Source organism: Kitasatospora sp. NPDC017646 (assembly GCF_044329365.1).
GTDB lineage: Bacteria > Actinomycetota > Actinomycetes > Streptomycetales > Streptomycetaceae > Kitasatospora.
The window spans coordinates 102,062-117,945 of record NZ_JBIRJC010000007.1; the positions used below are offsets into that span (position 1 = coordinate 102,062).

Below are 15,884 nucleotides of genomic sequence, written 5' to 3' on the forward strand. Positions count from 1 at the left end.
ACCGTTGCCAGAGTACCGAGTGTCAACGAACCGACTCGTACTGCAAGGACAAGCCGTTCCTCGGGAACATGCCCAGAGACGACTTCAACGAAATGAGGGACTACGCAGAAGCGATCCCCGAGTCGAAGGGCATGGTTCGACATGTCGATCTGGCGACCAATGATCCCGAGAGCGTCGTCTACTGGCAGTACATGATGGCTCTCAACCACGTTCCGGGCGACGCTCGGTACGCACCGGCTCCGTGAGTCGCGGCCGAGGAGTGACGCAACGCCCGCAGGCCCTCTCCCGGGCGGGGGAGGGCCTGCGGGCGTGAGTGCCTCAGGGGCGGGTCAGACCTGGCCGGCCTTCTCCAGGGCCTCGCAGCAGGTGTTGATCAGGAGGCGGGTGACGACGTAGGGGTCGACGTTGGCGTTCGGGCGGCGGTCCTCGATGTAGCCCTTCTGCTCCACCTCGACCTGCCACGGGATGCGGACCGAGGCGCCGCGGTCGGAGACGCCGTAGCTGTAGACGTTCCACGGGGCGGTCTCGTGCTTGCCGGTCAGGCGGGACTGGATGTCGTCACCGTACTGGTTGACGTGCTCCAGCACCTTCTCCTGGGAGGCGCCGAGCGACTCGCAGGCGGTGATGATGGCGTCGTAGCCCTCGCGCATCGCCTTGGTGGAGAAGTTGGTGTGCGCACCCGCGCCGTTCCAGTCGCCACGGGCCGGCTTGGCGTCCAGGGTGGCGTCGATGCCGAACTCCTCGGCGGTGCGGTAGAGCAGGTAGCGGGCGATCCACAGGTCGTCCGAGACGGTCAGCGCGTCGACCGGGCCGATCTGGAACTCCCACTGGCCGGGCATGACCTCGGCGTTGATGCCGCAGATGGCCAGGCCGGCGTCGATGCAGCGGTCCAGGTGCAGCTCGACGATCTCGCGGCCGAAGACCTCCTCGGCGCCGACACCGCAGTAGTAGCCACCCTGCGGGGCCGGGAAGCCGCCCTCCGGGAAGCCGAGCGGGCGGGAGCCCTTGAAGAAGGTGTACTCCTGCTCGATGCCGAAGATCGACTCCTGCGCGGTGTACTTCTCCTCGACCTCGCGCAGCAGGGCGCGGGTGTTGGACTCGTGCGGGGTGCCGTTCGTCTCCAGGACCTCGCAGAGGACCAGGATGTTGTCGCCGCCGCGGATCGGGTCCTTGACGACCTTCACCGGCTCCAGCACGCGGTCCGAGGCGTGGCCCTCGGCCTGGTTGGTCGAGGAACCGTCGAAGCCCCAGGTGGGGATCTTGTCGGCGTTCGGCAGGACGCGAGTCTTGGAGCGGAGCTTCGCGGTCGGCTTGGTGCCGTCGATCCAGATGTACTCGGCCTTGATTGCCACGGCTGGTCCCTCGCAGTGCTGGGTGGTGGGTGCCCGCGTAGCGTCGCAAGCCGCCGTTTCCCGGTTGTTCCTCTCGTGTAACGCGCATGTGAACCAACCGTCCGCATTGACACGGTTACGGTGCGGGAGTGCCGGGCACGGCACCCCCCGCCGCAACCGGTGTCCGGCCGTGCTCAGTGCCGGCGGGCGTGCGCGGCCCGGCGGCGCCGGGTGGCCCACAGGGCGGCCGCGCCGCCCGCGACCAGGGCGGCGGCTCCGGCCGCCAGCGGGCCGGTGGCGCTGCTGCCGCCGGTGCTGGCGAGCCTCTCGGGCTTTTCCACCGCCGCCTGGGGCACCGCGGCCCGCGAGGTGGTCGTGTCGGCGACCGGCTGGGCGGTGGCCGCACCGGTGGGCGCCGTGCTCGGGGTGTCCGTGGGGGCGGGGGCGACGGGCTTCTCACAGCTCACCGAGGCGACGGTGATCGTACCGGTGACCTTGGCGACGTTCAGGTTCAGCGGATTCACCTCCACCTGCACCTCCAGGGCCGAGGCGGCAGCGGTGGTCGTGGTGGTGGTCTTCTTGGAGAACTCCACCGAGACGCTGCCGACCAGCGGCACGTCCACCTTGGTCGGGCCGTACAGCCCGACGGTGACGGGCTTGCCCAGCACGGTCAGCTTGGCGGGCGCGACCACGTCCGCGGTCGGCTGCCCGTCGACCGGGCAGGTGGCCTCGGCGCTCATCGCCTCCAGCCCGAGCAGCGCGGTGGCGGGCAGGCCGGGAGCGTGCACGTCGGCGTTGACCAGCTTGACGGAGGCGGCGGTGCCCTTGGCGTCGACACGGGTGACGGACGTGCCGACGTCGGCCTTGACCAGTTCGACCGGGCCCCGCTGGTCGACGCCGTCCACCTTGGCGGTGAGGGCGGAGCCTCCCCCGGTCTCCGGCTGGGGGGACCCCCCTCGCCGGGCGGGTGCCTCCACCTTGTTGAGCGCGATGTCCACCGGGACGTCCACGGCGTTGTTCAACAGCTTGACGTCCAGGGCGACTTCGGCGGTGACCGCGCGCGCCTTGCCCTGCGGGGCGACGGGCGAGGCGGCGGCCGGGGAGGGAGCGGCCTGGACGGGCGCGGCGGTGAACAGTGCGCACGCCACCGTGGCAGCGGCTGCAGAAACGATTCGATGAGAAGACATGGCGGTACCCCCACGCAGATGAAACGATGAGCCGCCAGTCTTCTCGAACGATCCGTCACATGAGCACCACAGGACGTCATTTCACCCGTTGGAGTGAGATTGACGTTCCCCCCTGACCCGGATCTGCTACGGGCCGCTCGGACGCGTCGACTCCCCTACGGCAGCCGCCAGTCCACCGGCTGGGCTCCCTGCCGCACCAGCAGCTCGTTCGCCCGGCTGAACGGCCGCGAGCCGAAGAAGCCGCTGCTGGCGGAGTACGGGCTCGGATGCGCCGACTCGATCGCCGGGACGTCCCCGAGCAACGGCCGCAGGTTACGGGCGTCGCGGCCCCACAGGATCGCCACCAGCGGGCCGCCGCGCGCCACCAGCGCCCGGATCGCCTGCTCGGTGACCTCCTCCCAGCCCTTGCCCCGGTGCGCGGCGGGCTTGCGCGGGGCGGTGGTCAGCGCCCGGTTGAGCAGCAGCACACCCTGGTTCGTCCACGGCGTGAGGTCCCCGTTGGACGGCTGCGGCAGGCCGAGGTCGTTGCCGTACTCCTGGAAGATGTTGATCAGGCTCGCCGGGATCGGCCGCACCTCCGGCCCCACCGAGAAGCTGAGCCCGACGGCGTGCCCGGGGGTGGGGTACGGGTCCTGGCCGACGATCAGCACCCGCACGTCGGCCAGGGGCTGCTGGAAGGCCCGCAGCACGTTCGGCCCGGAGGGCAGGTAGGTGCGGCCGGCGGCGATCTCGGCGCGCAGGAAGTCGCCCATCGCGGCGACCCGCCCGGCCACGGGCTCCAGGGCGGTGGCCCAACCGGGCTCGACGATCTCATTCAGTGGACGCGGTGCCATGGGCGTCACCCTAATTCCTTGTTAGCGGATGGTGGGAGCCAGGGGTTGCCACCGGTCCGTTCGAGCGCCGGGGCGTGATGCCTTCGCTCACCCGGGCCGTTGAGGTCTCCCGATAGAGCGGCACGCGGCCCGGCGCTCGTGGTGGTGGCGGTCGCGTGGACGTCGGGCGGATGCCTTCGTGATTCCGGGCCTTCTGAGGCCTACATCAAGAGCGGCACTGGCGGCCCCTCGCGGCTGCCACCACAGAGCAGGGGGGTGGCAGCCGCGAGGCACCGGGTCGTACGCCTGGAGCCGTCTGGGCACTCGATCTCTATATCCAGAGCGGCGGCGCTCGGTGTCCTCAGGGTTGCCACCACCGTCAACACTGCCCGCTTGATCACTCGTTGGTGTTGGTGGTGCGAGCCCGCCGCACGGCGACCTCTCGATCTACCCGAGCTGCCTGAGCTCCCTCAACAGACCGAGGCCCGCGCGGCGCGCTGGTGCCACGAACGGCTAGTGAGGTGGCGGACCGACCGGGTGGTCGAGTCCTGGAATTAGGTCGCTGCGTGGCCCGCACGCGCTCGCAACCAGCGCAAACACCCGCGCCCCTGGGGAGGGAACCTTGATCTACTGCGGCATCGACTGGGCCGAGAAGACACACGACGTCGCCCTGGTCGACGACTCCGGCCACCTACTGGCCAAGCGTCACATCACCGACGACACGGCCGGCTACAAGATCCTGCTGGACCTGCTTGCCGAGTACGGCGACACCGAGGACAACCCGATCCCGGTCGCCATCGAGACCTCGCGCGGGCTGCTGGTCGCGGTGCTGCGGACCGGCAAGCGCCGGGTGTTCGCGATCAACCCGATGGCCGCCGCCCGTTACCGTGACCGGCACGCCGTCTCCCGCAAGAAGTCCGACCCTGGCGACGCGCTGGTCCTTGCCAACATCCTGCGCACGGACATGCACGCCCACCGGCCCCTGCCGGACGACAGCGACCTGGCCCGCGCCATCGCCGTCCTCGCCCGGGCCCAGCAGGACGCGGTCTGGAACCGGCAGCAGATCGCCAACCAGCTCCGCTCCCTGCTGCGCGAGTACTACCCCTCCGCTCTGGAAGCCTTCGCCAAGTGGGACAACGGCCTGTGCCGCCCAGAGGCCCGCGAGCTCCTCAAGATCGCCCCCACCCCCACGACAGCCGCACGCCTGACCCGCACCCAGATCACGGCAGCCCTCAAGCGGGCCGGCCGCAAGCGCGGCATCGAACCGGAAACCGAGCGCCTGCGCGAAGCCTTCCGCACCGACTGGGCCCGCCAGCCCGAGCTGGTCGAGGACGCGCTCGGCAAGCAGATGCTCGCCCTGCTCGGGCAGCTCACGGCCGCCTGCACCGCCGCTGATGACCTGGCCCAGGCAGTGGAGGAGGCCTTCCCTCAGCACCCGGACGCCGAGATCATCCTCAGCTTCCCCGGCCTCGGTATCCAGCTCGGCGCCCGGGTGCTCGCCGAGATCGGCGACGACCGCACCCGCTTCGCCGATGCACGCGGCCTCAAGGCCTACGCCGGCGCCTCACCCGTCACCCGCGCCTCTGGCAAGAAGTCGAGCATCACCCGCCGGTGGGTGAAGAACGACCGCCTCAACCACGCCGGCTACCTGTGGGCCTTCGCCGCCCTCAGCGCCTCACCCGGCGCCAAGGCCCACTACCGACGCCGCCGCGACGTCGGCGACTGGCACGCCGCCGCCCAGCGCAACCTGTTCAACCGCATGCTCGGCCAGCTCTACCACTGCCTCAAGGCCCGCCAGCCCTTCGACGAACACACAGCCTTCCCGACCCCGCAAGTGGCCCTCTCCACGGCTGCTGCATAGACCAGGGATGGTCGCTAGAGGTTGATCTTGCCGGTGACCCACCAGTCGAGGTACTTCGCCAGGCCGGGTGCTACCCAGGTCCGGCTGTCGTTCTCGTGGTCCCAGACGAACACGTCGGGGCGGCGGGTGTGCGGGACGAGCGCGAACTGATCGCCGTTGCCCGCGTCGCCGATGAAAAGCAGGGGGTCGAACGGCATGTAGAGCTTCGCCAGGTCGGCGTCACGTCGGAGGACCAGGTTGTCGGTGGCGATCCGTTCGATCGGCCAAATCAACTCCAGCCCGTACTCAGCTTCGACGCCGTTGCTCTCTCGCAGCAGCGCGGCCAGCTCGTCCGGCAGCGGATGGCCAAGCAGCTGCTGGGCCTCGGCGAGAGCGGCTTCAGGCGCCGGCGGGTGCAGCGTCAGCTCTCCCGGCAGCGCGCCAATCAGCTCAGTCCAGATCACTGATGCCCCACTCCGATCCCCAAATCGAACGAATCGACAGGCTACATGGGCATCCCGAGCCATCAGCTTGACGGCTTCACACCGTGAGGTGTCTATCGGCCGATGCCGACAGGGCGTCACCGCGGACGATCACGTGGATGATCACGCGAAAGACCACCGCGAAGGGTCACCCCACCGGTCGCCCCCGCAGCACCACCAGCAACGGATCCGCGAGCACCCTGACGTCCGCCCGGGGGTCCTCCCCGTACACCACGAAGTCGGCCGGCGCGCCCTCCTCCAGCCCCGGCCGCCCGAGCCAGGCCCGCGCGGCCCAACTCGCCGCCGACAGCGCCTCCGCCGGGCTCAGCCCCGCCTTCACCAGCTCCGCCACCTCGTCCGCGACCAGCCCGTGCGCCAGCGAGCCGCCCGCGTCCGTGCCGACGAACACCGGGATGCCCGCGTCGTGGGCGGCGCCGACGGTGTCGTAGCGGCGCTCGTGCAGCCGCCGCATGTGCGCCGACCAGTCCGGGAACTTGGCCTCCCCACCGGCCGCCAGCTGCGGGAAGGTGGCGATGTTGACCAGCGTCGGGACGATGGCGACACCGCGCTCGGCGAAGGCCGGGATCAGCTCCTCGGTCAGCCCGGTGGCGTGCTCGACGCAGTCGATCCCGGCGGCCAGCAGGTCCGGCAGGGACTCGGCCGCAAAACAGTGCGCGGTGACCCGCGCACCCTCCTCGTGCGCCGCCGCGATCGCCTCGGCCAACGCGTCGCCGGGCCAGCAGGCGGCGAGGTCGCCGCGCTCCCGGTCGATCCAGTCGCCGACCAGCTTCACCCAGCCGTCGCCGCGCCGGGCCTCGGCCCGCACGTACGCGGCGAGGTCGCCCGGCTCGATCTCGTGGGCGTAGTTGCGGATGTAGCGGCGGGTGCGGGCGATGTGCCGCCCGGCCCGGATGATCCGGGGCAGGTCCTCGCGCTCGTCGATCCAGCGGGTGTCGGCGGCCGAACCGGCGTCGCGGATCAGCAGGGTGCCGGCGTCACGGTCGGTGAGCGCCTGCTTCTCGCTGGTCTCGGCGTCCACGGCGCCGTGCGCGTCCAGGCCGACGTGGCAGTGCGCGTCCACCAGACCGGGCAGCACCCAGCCGGTCACCGTCCGGACGTCCCCGGCGGTCGGCGGGCGGGTGAAGCTCACCCGGCCGTCCACCACCCAGAGTTCGTCCCGGACCTCCTCCGGACCGACCAGTATCCGACCCCGGACGTGGAGCACCGCGCCATCACTCATGGCCGCACTCTACCGACGGGCGGGTTCCGTGCAAGCAGCCGGAATGCGGCAGACTCGTTGCCGCACCCACCGTCCCCGCAGCGAAAGGCCGCATGCCGTGAGCCCCTTCCTCGACCTCCCCCCGCTCAGCGCCGCCGGGTTCGCGGCGATCGAGGACCAGGTGGCCGCGCTGCTGCACACCGAGGCCGACGTGATCGTCACCCAGGGTGAGGCCCTGCTCCCGCTGGAGGCCGCGATCCGCGGCGCCGCCCACCCCGGCTCCACCGCGCTCAACATCGTCACCGGCCCGTACGGGCAGACCTTCGGCAACTGGCTGCGCTCCTGCGGGGCCACGGTCGTCGACCTCGCCGTGCCCTTCGACAGCGCGGTGAGCGCCGAGCAGGTGGCCGAGGCGCTCCAAAGCCACCCTGAGATCGACTTCGTCTCCCTGGTGCACGCCGAAGCCGCCACCGGCAACACCAACCCGGTCGCCGAGATCGCCGCCGTGGTCCGCGAGCACGGCGCCCTGCTGATGCTCGACGCGGTCGCCTCGGTCGCCGCCGAGCCGCTGCTCACCGACGAGTGGGGCATCGACCTGTGCGTGATCGGCGGCCAGAAGGCGATGGGCGGCCCGGCCGGGGTCTCCGCCGTCTCCGTCTCCGAGCGCGCCTGGGAGCGGATCGCCGCCAACCCGGCCGCCCCACGCCGCTCCTACCTCTCCCTGCTCGACTGGAAGGAGCGCTGGACCGACGCCGGTCGGACCGTACTCCCGCACGCCCCGGCCCAGTTGGAGATGCTCGCACTCGGCGCCTGCCTGGACCGGATCGCCGCCGACGGCCTGCCCACCGTGATCGCCCGCCACCGCGCCGCCTCCGCCGCCACCCGGTCCGGCGTGCGCGCCCTCGGCACGCTCACCCCGTACGTCCACGAGGACGCCCACGCGGCCCCGGTCGCCACCACCCTGCGCACCCCGGCCGGCCTGCACGCCGCCGAACTCGCGGCCACCCTCGACCCGTCGCTGCCCGTCCAGCCCGGCGGCGGTGCGCTGGCGGCACAGATGCTGCGGGTCAACCACTACGGCCGGGCGGCCTCGCTGGACACCGTCCGCGCCTGCCTCACCGCGCTCGCGGACGCCACGGAGGCCGACGGCGCGAAGGCCCTGGCGGCCGCCGAGGCGGCCTGGGACGCGACGGTCTGAGACACGGAGCGGCCCCGGTCATGGAGACCGGGGCCGCACCCGCACGAGCGCTCAGTGCCCGCCCGCGTCCACCACCTCGACGCCGCGGATGTTGCGCTCGATCGCCTCCGCCGGGAGCGCGACGGACAGCGCCCAGTAGTAGACGACCAGCGAGAACACCACCACGACCACGATGTCCCACCACAGCGGCAGGTTCCCTTCGGCGCCCACTCCGAAGGAGCCCTGCCACGAGATGATCCCCATCCCGACGAGGTAGGCCGGCAGCCACTGCCCCGCCTTGAAGTCCATCCGCGGCGCGTTCGGCACCCCCTTCGCGGCGGCGTACGCGGAGTACCCGCCGAGCAGCAGGTATCCGATCACGATCGCCAGCCCGAGGCGCCACAGGGTGTCCCAGCCCGCCCAGTAGATGACCAGGCTGGCCACCACGAAGGCGATCGGCGAGATGACCGTGCCGCCCGACAGGTGGTACGAACGCTCCATCCCCGGCAGCCGCTTGCGCAGCACCCCGAAGGCCAGCGGCGCGCCCGCGTACATCAGCACGACGGCCGAGGTGATGAAGCCGACCAGTTTCTGCCAGCTCGGGAACGGCAGGAAGCAGACCACCCCGGCGATCCAGGCGATGAGCAGGCCGAGCCAGGGCACCGAGTTGCGGTCGGTGAACTGCAGGGCCTGCGGCGCGTAGCCGTTGCGGCTGAGGCCGTAGGTGACCCGCGAACTGGAGGTGATGTAGACGAGCCCGGTGCCGGCGGGCGAGACCACGGCGTCGATGAACAGGACCGTGGCCAGCCAGCCCAGGCCGATCAGCACCGCCAGGCCGGCGAACGGCCCGCTGACGCCGGGGTAGGTGAGCTTGCTCCAACCGCCCGCGACGGTCTCCGGCGGCAGCGCGCCGATGAACACCACCTGGAGCATCACGTAGATGATCGTGCCGATCACCACCGAGCCGAGCACCGCCCGGGGGATGTCCTTCCGTGGGTTGCGGCTCTCCCCCGCCCACTGGATGGCCTGCTCGAACCCGAGCAGCGCGAAGATCACCCCGCTGCTGCTGATCGCCGCCAGCACGCCCTTGGCGCCGTCGGGCGCGAAGCCGTGCACGTCGAAGTTGGAGCCGTTGAACTCGGTGATCCCGAGGGCGAAGATGGTCAGGACCGGGATGGCGACCTTCCAGACGGTGGCCGCGCTGTTGGTGTGCGCGAGCAGCCGGACGCCGAGGAAGTTGATCGCGACGAAGACACCGAGCAGGACGGCCGCGACGACGAACCCGCCGGCGGTCAGCGTCAGGTCCTTGTTCAGCAGACCGTCCGCCCAGGTCCAGTGCTGGGCGTAGTTGATCATCGCCTGCACCTCGATCGGCGCGATGGTCGCCGCCTGCAGCCAGGTGAACCAGCCGAAGGACATCCCGGCGAATCCGCCGAAGGCGTAGTGGGGGTAGCGCGCCGTACCGCCCGCCACCGGGAACAGCCCGCCCAGTTCCGCGTGGATCAACGCCAGCAGGATGATCGCCACCGCACCGATCCCCCAGGAGAGCAGGGCGGCCGGCCCCGCCGCCACCGCTGCCTTCTGCGCCCCGAACAGCCAGCCGGACCCGATGATCGCGCCGACCGAGGCCCAGAGCAGCCCAGCGAGGCCGACCTCGCGTTTGAGCCCGCTTTGCCCGGCGGCAGCCGGACTCGTGTTCGTCCTGTGAGCCATGGGGGCGGTCACCTCTCGATCCGGGGGGAAATCCACCCCGACAGTGCCGCAGCTCCGGCGGGACCCTTCACCCCGAAACACCCTCCGACCTGCGCCCTCACCCGAACGGTCGCAGGGGGCTCACGGCATGTGGGCCCGCCTCGGGCACCGCCGCCGAGGACCGTCTCCGTTCCGCGCCCGGCAGCCCACGCCAGGGCCCGTCGTGCGGGCAGGACGGGGCCGCACGACACGGCAAGCCGACTCGGGACGGCACCTCGGCGAGCAGCGCAGTTCCGGCAACCACTTTCGGCCACTCCTCCCGGCACAGTTTCCGCAGCGTTCACTCACCCGGCACGCAGAACTCACCGCAGACAGGCAGGCTCCCGACCACGGAGAGAAGTTGGCTATACAACTCCACCCGAGAAGGAGGAGACAGACATGACCGAGCAGCCCCCGCCCCACTGGCTGCGCGACAACTGCCCGTGCGCCGAGTGCCGGGACCCGCGCAACGGGCAGAAGCTGTTCCAGATCGACGACCTGCCGCCGGACCTCACCATCTCGGCGAGCGAGGAACTCGACGGCAGCCTGGAGGTCCTCTGGTCCGACGGCCACCGCTCCCGCTACCCGCTCACCTGGCTGCACGCCACCGACGAGGGCGACGGCCGCACCGAGCAGGGCAAGCGGCTGTGGACGGCCGCCGACTTCGCGCGCGGCATCCCCGAGGCCGACTGGGAGGCGTACCTCACCGACCCCGCCGAGCAGGCCGCCGTCCTCGCCGCCGTACGGCGCAGCGGTTTCGCGCTGCTGCGCGGAGTGCCCACGGTGGAGCGGCAGGTGCTGCGGGTGGCCGAGAGCTTCGGCTACGTCCGGGTCACCAACTACGGCGAGTTGTTCGACGTCCGGGTCGAACCCGACCCGAACAACCTCGCGTTCACGGACGAGGCCATCGCCCCGCACACCGACAACCCGTACCGGGACCCGGTCCCCACCCTCCAGCTGCTGCACTGCCTGGAGAACTCGGCGACCGGCGGCGACTCCGGCCTGGTGGACGGTTTCACGGCGGCCGCGATCCTCCGGGACGAGTCCCCCGAGGACTTCGAGGCCCTCACCCGCACCCCCGTCCCCTTCGTCTTCCGTGACCGCCGCACCGAACTGCGCGCCGACCGCCCGCTGATCGAGGTGGACCCGTTGGGCCGGATCCGCGAGGTCCGCTTCAACAACCGCTCGATCGGTACCCTGCGCGGGACCGGCCGGGAGGCCTTCTACGCCGCCTACCGCCGCTTCGCCGCGATCACCCTGCGCCCCGAGCTGCGGCTCGCCTTCCGCCTGGACCCCGGCGACTGCCTGATCTTCGACAACACCCGCCTGCTGCACGCCCGTACCGCCTTCGAGCAGGACGGCCGGCGCCACCTCCAGGGCTGCTACGCCGACCTGGACGCCCTGCACAGCGCGCTCGCCGTGCTGCACCGTCGCACCGCCGCCCTGGACGAGCTGGCGGAGCTGTTCGCGGGCGAGGGTGCCGGGGAGTACCTGGGCGAGGCGGTCACCACGGCCGAGCACATGCTCCAGGCCGCCGCCGCTGCCGAAGCCGCCGGGGCCCCCGATCACCTGGTCGCCGCCGCGCTGCTGCACGACGTCGGACACTTCCGGGGAACCCTGCACGGGCGTGACCTGATGCGGGGTCTGGACAACCACCACAGCGACAGCGGCGCCGACTGGCTGGCGCGCTGGTTCGGCCCGGAGGTCACCGAGCCGGTCCGGCTGCACGTGGCCGCCAAGCGCTACCTGTGTGCCGTGGAGCCCGGGTACCGCGCCGGGCTCTCCGCCGCCTCCGAGTACACCCTCACCGTCCAGGGCGGCCCGATGGACGACCACGAGGCCGCCGCCTTCGCCCGACTCCCCGGCGCCGCCGACGCGGTGACCGTCCGCCGCTGGGACGACCAGGCCAAGGAACCGAACACGACCACGTCCACCTTCGACCACTACCGCCCGCTGCTCGCGGCGCTGATGAGGTGACCGGATGCCCGGGAGTTCAGTCCAGCTCCCGGGCGTGCCGCGAAAGCGCCGACGTGGCCAGCGAGTTGTGCACGCTGAAGGCCACCGTCCCCGGCAGGTAGCGGTCCTGGGACCACTCCACCGGCGTGCCGGTCGGGTCGGTCGTGCGCCGCCGCTCGCGCAGCAGCGGGCCGCCCCGGCGGCAGCCGAGCAGCCGGGCGTCCTCGGCGTTGGCCGCGACGATGTCGATGGTGTGGTCGGCGTCGGTGAACAGGATGCCGTGCTCGCGCAGCACCTCGGTGTGGGAGACCACGTCCGGCGGCAGTTCGGCGACGATCTCGCCGACCCGCGGCGGGTAGACGGTGCGCTCGACCATCACCGGCGTGCCGGACAGGGTCCGCAGTCGGACCGTCACGTACACCTCGGCGCCCGGTTCCAGGCGCAGTTGCTCGCGCTCGGCGGCGTCGGCCGGGCGGCGCACCAGGGAGTCCAGGATGCCGCCGGGCTCCTCACCCATCGAGTACGCCCAGTGGGTGAAGCTGAGCAGTTCGGAGAAGCTCTGCACCCGGGCGCCGCCGAGGACCACCCGCCGGGTGCCGCGGCGGGAGGTGACCAGCCCGTCGGAGCGCAGCACGGCGAGCGCCTGGCGGACGGTGCCGCGGGAGACCCCGTACTGCTCGGCGAGCGCGCCCTCGGCGGGCAGCCGGCCCGCCTCGCCGTACGCGCCGGTGGTGATGGCCTCGCGCAGATCGGCGGCGACCTTGCGGTACAGGGCGCCGGTCGCACGCTCGACGGGGCGCCCGGGCTCTACTGCCACGTCAGTCAATGTCCCTCCTGGGGCGGTGTCCTGCGCAGCCGTACCGGCGCGGACAGCCCGACCTTATCCCGCTGCGCGGTTCGAGCATCGCACCGAACGGATCACGCTCAGATGGCCGGATTCCACCGTTCCCGCAGCCGACCCCGGTTCTGGGCCGTCCGTTCACCTTCCCGTCACCGGACTTCGGGTTACTTACCCCCGACGGCGAAGTTGGCTAGTCAACTCGGACGGCTCCGAACTCTCTCCGGACCCTTCTCGGACGGTTCCGAACCGCCGCTCGCCCGATCCCCCGTTCAAGACACCCGCTTGCAGTTCCCCCGTCTCAGGAGACTGACCCGTGTCCCTGCACCGCGCCCGCTCCGCCGCCTTCGCGGCCGTTCTGACCGCCGCCGCGCTGTCCCTCACCGCCTGCGGTTCCGCCGGCTCCTCCTCCGCGAAGGCCGGCAGCAACGACCTCTCGGGCGGCAAGAGCGCCAAGACCGCCACCTCGGTCGCCGACTTCGGCGGCATGGACGCGCTGGTCGCCGCCGCCAAGAAGGAGGGCAAGCTGCACGTCATCACGCTGCCGCGCGACTGGGCGAACTACGGCAAGCTGATGGACGACTTCAAGGCGAAGTACGGCATCGACATCGAGGACGAGAACCCGGACGGCTCCAGCCAGGACGAGATCAACGCGATCACCTCCCGCAAGGGCCAGGACCGCGCCCCCGACGTCGTCGACCTCGGCTCGGCCTTCGCGATCAGCGCCGGCAAGCAGGGGCTGCTCGCCCCCTACAAGGTGACCGACTTCGACAAGATCCCGGCCACCATGAAGGACGCCAACGGCCTGAGCTACAACGACTACGGCGGCTACATGTCGATCGGCTGCGACGCCAAGAAGGTGTCCACCTGCCCGAAGACCTTCGCCGACCTGCTCAAGCCCGACTACAAGGGCATGGTCGCCCTGAACGGCAACCCGACCAAGGCCGGTGCCGCCTTCGGCGCCGTCTACGCGGCCGCGCTCGCCAACGGCGGCTCGCTGGACAACATCCAGCCCGGCATCGACTTCTTCGGCAAGGTCAAGCAGGCCGGCAACTTCAACCCGGTCGAGGTCACCCCGGCGACCATCGAGAAGGGCGAGACCCCGATCAGCATCGACTGGTCCTACCTGAACGCCGGCTACAGCGACAAGTTCAAGGACAAGGGCATCGACTGGCAGGTGGCCATCCCCTCGGACGGCTCCTACGCCCAGTACTACAACCAGGCGATCAACAAGGACGCCCCGCACCCGGCCGCCGCGCGCCTGTGGGAGGAGTACCTCTACAGCGCCCAGGGCCAGAACGGCTTCCTCGGCGGCTACGCGACCCCCGCCCTGTTCGACGCCATGAAGAGCGCCGGCACCGTGGACGCGACCGCCGCCGCCAAGCTGCCGACCGTCGAGAAGCCCTTCACCACCTTCCCGACCCAGGACCAGACGGACGCGGCCAAGAAGGTCGTGACCGAGAACTGGGCCAAGGCGATCGCGGGCTGACCTGAGATGACCACGGCTCCCACCCCGGTGCCGGCCACCGCCTCCGCCGCCCAGAGCGGCGGGGGCGCCCCCGGCCCCGCCTCCTCCCCCACCACCGCCACGGCCACGGCGTCCACCGGGACGACCACGACCGGGGCCCCCCGCCCGACCGGGCGCCGGGCCCGCGGCAGCCGCGCCTGGCTCGCCGCCCTCCCCCTGGTGCTCTTCTTCGTGATCGGCTTCGGCCTGCCCGCCGTCGCGATCGCCATCGGCGCCTTCACCACCTCCTCGGACGCCCCCGACGGCGGCGGCACCTTCACCACCGACAACCTCACCGGCTCCCTCCAGGGCGCCTACTGGACGGCCCTGTGGGGCAGCGTGAAGCTCTCGCTGCTGACCGCGCTGATCGCCACCGTGGTCGGCCTGCCGCTGGCCCAGGCCGTGGCGACCTCCCGGTTCCGGGCCTTCCGCGAGGCCGTGATGTCCGCCTCCGGCGTGCTCGCCAACTTCGGCGGCGTCCCGCTGGCCTTCATGTTCGTCGCCACCCTCGGCAACTCCGGCGAGGTCACCAAGAAGCTCGGCCTGACCAAGCACGGCTGGAACCTCTACACCTTCTCCGGCCTGTCGGTGGTCTACCTCTACTTCCTGGTGCCGCTGATGGTCATCACCATCACCCCGGCCCTGGAGGGCCTGAAGGCCCAGTGGCGCGAGGCCGCGTCCAACAACGGCGCCACCTCGCTGCAGTACTGGCGGCACGTGGCCCTGCCCGTCCTGCTGCCCTCGCTGCTCGGCGGCTTCGTGCTGCTGTTCGGCGCCTCCTTCGCCGCGTACGCCACCGCCGAGGCCATGGTGGGCAGTTCGGTGCCGCTGATCTCGATGCAGATCGGCGACGCGCTGTCCGGCAACGTCCTGGTCGGCCAGGGCAACCTCGCCCTCGCCCTCGGCCTCGACATGATCGTGGTCGCCTGCCTGGTGATGGCCCTGTACCTGCCCCTTCAGCGCCGGAGTGCCAAGTGGCTCGCCTGATCGATCGCATCCGTTTCGGCCGCGGCCTGGTCCTGCTGATCTGCGGGATCTACTTCGCGGTGCCGATGGCCGCCTCGCTGTGGTTCAGCGTCGACGACAACAAGGGCGGCACCACCTTCCGCGCCTACACCGAGTTGCTGAACGCCCCCGGCTTCACCGACAGCCTGGTGCTGAGCCTCGAACTGGCCGCCGTCACCGTGGTGGTGCTGCTGCTCCTGCTCGTCCCGGCGGTGCTCGCCGCCCGGCTCGGTGCGCCGAGGCTGCGCCCGGTGATCGAGATCATGTGCTCGATGCCGCTGGTCGTCCCGGTCGTCGCCCTCACCACCGGCATCATCGGCGTGCTGCGCTGGGGCCCGGACTACCTCCAGGACACCCCGTTCTTCCAGACCGTCGTGGCCATCCAGAACCCGGACTTCCCGATCGTCCTGGTCATCGCGTACGTGCTGATGGCGCTTCCGTTCGCCTACCGGGCGATCGACGCCGGCCTGCGCGGCGTGGACGTGGTCACCCTGGTCGAGGCCGCCCGCAACTGCGGTGCCGGCTGGCTGCGCGCGGTGTTCACCGTCGTCCTGCCCAACCTGCGCAGCTCGCTGCTGAACGCCGCCGTGCTCACCGTCGCCCTGGTGCTCGGCGAGTTCACCACCGCCTCCATCCTCGGCTTCACCCCCTTCTCGGTGTGGATCAACTCCAACGGCAAGAGCGACGGCCAGATGTCCGTCGCGGTCTCGATGCTCAGCCTGCTGATCGTCTGGCTCGTCCTGCTGCTGATGTCCGCCGTCGGCCGCGGCCGCAAGGCCGCCCGGTCCTGAACCACCCA

Annotated in this window: 14 protein-coding genes; 7 read left to right on the plus strand and 7 right to left on the minus strand. The window is 71.3% G+C overall.

The window, feature by feature from the left end; genetic code table 11:
* The first annotated feature begins 68 nt into the window (after positions 1–68).
* Positions 69–245: a restriction endonuclease fold toxin-2 domain-containing protein gene (locus ACH4J0_RS14020; protein ID WP_396239681.1), complete on the plus strand. Its 177-nt coding sequence runs from the start codon at positions 69–71 to the stop codon at positions 243–245.
* Between the two features lie 84 nt (positions 246–329).
* Here the strand turns inward: ACH4J0_RS14020 and glnII are convergent, their stop codons facing one another.
* From glnII to ACH4J0_RS14035, 3 genes are all read right to left on the minus strand, one after another.
* Entirely contained in the window at positions 330–1,352 is a 1,023-nt protein-coding gene (gene glnII / locus ACH4J0_RS14025; protein WP_396239683.1) for a glutamine synthetase, read from the minus strand.
* Between the two features lie 173 nt (positions 1,353–1,525).
* The gene (locus ACH4J0_RS14030) at positions 1,526–2,479 is read right to left on the minus strand and encodes an SCO1860 family LAETG-anchored protein (protein WP_396239685.1); all 954 of its coding nucleotides are present in this window, start codon (positions 2,477–2,479) and stop codon (positions 1,526–1,528) included.
* A 194-nt stretch (positions 2,480–2,673) separates the two neighbouring features.
* Positions 2,674–3,351: a uracil-DNA glycosylase gene (locus tag ACH4J0_RS14035; protein ID WP_396239687.1), complete on the minus strand. Its 678-nt coding sequence runs from the start codon at positions 3,349–3,351 to the stop codon at positions 2,674–2,676.
* 601 nt (positions 3,352–3,952) lie between these two features.
* Between ACH4J0_RS14035 and ACH4J0_RS14040 the strand changes: the two genes are divergently transcribed.
* Positions 3,953–5,191: an IS110 family transposase gene (locus ACH4J0_RS14040; RefSeq protein WP_396239689.1), complete on the plus strand. Its 1,239-nt coding sequence runs from the start codon at positions 3,953–3,955 to the stop codon at positions 5,189–5,191.
* A 14-nt stretch (positions 5,192–5,205) separates the two neighbouring features.
* On the opposite strand, the gene ACH4J0_RS14045 is transcribed toward ACH4J0_RS14040, so the two are convergent.
* On the minus strand, positions 5,206–5,634 hold the full coding sequence (locus ACH4J0_RS14045; protein WP_396239691.1) for an SMI1/KNR4 family protein: 429 nt from the start codon (positions 5,632–5,634) through the stop codon (positions 5,206–5,208).
* Between the two features lie 166 nt (positions 5,635–5,800).
* On the minus strand, positions 5,801–6,892 hold the full coding sequence (locus tag ACH4J0_RS14050; protein WP_396239693.1) for an amidohydrolase family protein: 1,092 nt from the start codon (positions 6,890–6,892) through the stop codon (positions 5,801–5,803).
* A gap of 43 nt (positions 6,893–6,935) precedes the next feature.
* On the opposite strand from ACH4J0_RS14050, the gene ACH4J0_RS14055 reads away from it, so the two are divergent.
* Positions 6,936–8,069 carry a pyridoxal-phosphate-dependent aminotransferase family protein gene (locus ACH4J0_RS14055; RefSeq protein WP_396239695.1) on the plus strand — a complete coding sequence of 378 codons (1,134 nt, stop codon included), beginning with the start codon at positions 6,936–6,938 and terminating at the stop codon, positions 8,067–8,069.
* Positions 8,070–8,120: 51 nt separating this feature from the next.
* On the opposite strand, the gene ACH4J0_RS14060 is transcribed toward ACH4J0_RS14055, so the two are convergent.
* Positions 8,121–9,761, minus strand: coding sequence for an APC family permease (locus ACH4J0_RS14060; RefSeq protein ID WP_396239697.1), 1,641 nt, complete (start codon positions 9,759–9,761; stop codon positions 8,121–8,123).
* Between the two features lie 417 nt (positions 9,762–10,178).
* Here ACH4J0_RS14060 and ACH4J0_RS14065 point away from each other — a divergent pair, with 417 nt between their 5' ends.
* Positions 10,179–11,756, plus strand: a complete 1,578-nt coding sequence (locus tag ACH4J0_RS14065) for a phosphonate degradation HD-domain oxygenase (RefSeq protein ID WP_396239699.1) — start codon at positions 10,179–10,181, stop codon at positions 11,754–11,756.
* A 16-nt stretch (positions 11,757–11,772) separates the two neighbouring features.
* Here ACH4J0_RS14065 and ACH4J0_RS14070 read toward each other — a convergent pair whose 3' ends face one another.
* Positions 11,773–12,552 (minus strand): GntR family transcriptional regulator, encoded by a 780-nt coding sequence (locus ACH4J0_RS14070; protein ID WP_396239701.1) that lies wholly within the window; start codon positions 12,550–12,552, stop codon positions 11,773–11,775.
* A gap of 337 nt (positions 12,553–12,889) precedes the next feature.
* Between ACH4J0_RS14070 and ACH4J0_RS14075 the strand changes: the two genes are divergently transcribed.
* Genes ACH4J0_RS14075 through ACH4J0_RS14085 form a run of 3 tightly spaced genes read left to right on the plus strand, consistent with a single transcriptional unit; the run spans position 12,890 to position 15,876 of the window.
* Entirely contained in the window at positions 12,890–14,062 is a 1,173-nt protein-coding gene (locus tag ACH4J0_RS14075) for an ABC transporter substrate-binding protein (RefSeq protein WP_396239703.1), read from the plus strand.
* 6 nt (positions 14,063–14,068) lie between these two features.
* Complete coding sequence (locus ACH4J0_RS14080) at positions 14,069–15,067, plus strand: ABC transporter permease (protein ID WP_396239705.1); 999 nt, start codon at positions 14,069–14,071, stop codon at positions 15,065–15,067.
* A complete protein-coding gene (locus ACH4J0_RS14085; protein ID WP_396239963.1) occupies positions 15,067–15,876 on the plus strand; it encodes an ABC transporter permease in 810 nt (269 codons plus the stop codon). Before ACH4J0_RS14080 ends, ACH4J0_RS14085 begins: the two co-directional genes overlap by 1 nt.
* The last annotated feature ends 8 nt before the right edge of the window (positions 15,877–15,884 follow it).

Excerpts from the sequence above, each read along its gene's own strand:
- ACH4J0_RS14080 (WP_396239705.1), top strand. The coding sequence starts at position 14,069 with ATGACCACGGCTCCCACCCCGGTGCCGGCCACCGCCTCCGCCGCCCAG.
- ACH4J0_RS14020 (WP_396239681.1), top strand. The coding sequence starts at position 69 with ATGCCCAGAGACGACTTCAACGAAATGAGGGACTACGCAGAAGCGATC.
- ACH4J0_RS14065 (WP_396239699.1), top strand. The coding sequence starts at position 10,179 with ATGACCGAGCAGCCCCCGCCCCACTGGCTGCGCGACAACTGCCCGTGC.
- ACH4J0_RS14060 (WP_396239697.1), bottom strand. The coding sequence starts at position 9,761 with ATGGCTCACAGGACGAACACGAGTCCGGCTGCCGCCGGGCAAAGCGGG.
- ACH4J0_RS14035 (WP_396239687.1), bottom strand. The coding sequence starts at position 3,351 with ATGGCACCGCGTCCACTGAATGAGATCGTCGAGCCCGGTTGGGCCACC.
- ACH4J0_RS14055 (WP_396239695.1), top strand. The coding sequence starts at position 6,936 with ATGCGGCAGACTCGTTGCCGCACCCACCGTCCCCGCAGCGAAAGGCCG.
- ACH4J0_RS14050 (WP_396239693.1), bottom strand. The coding sequence starts at position 6,892 with ATGAGTGATGGCGCGGTGCTCCACGTCCGGGGTCGGATACTGGTCGGT.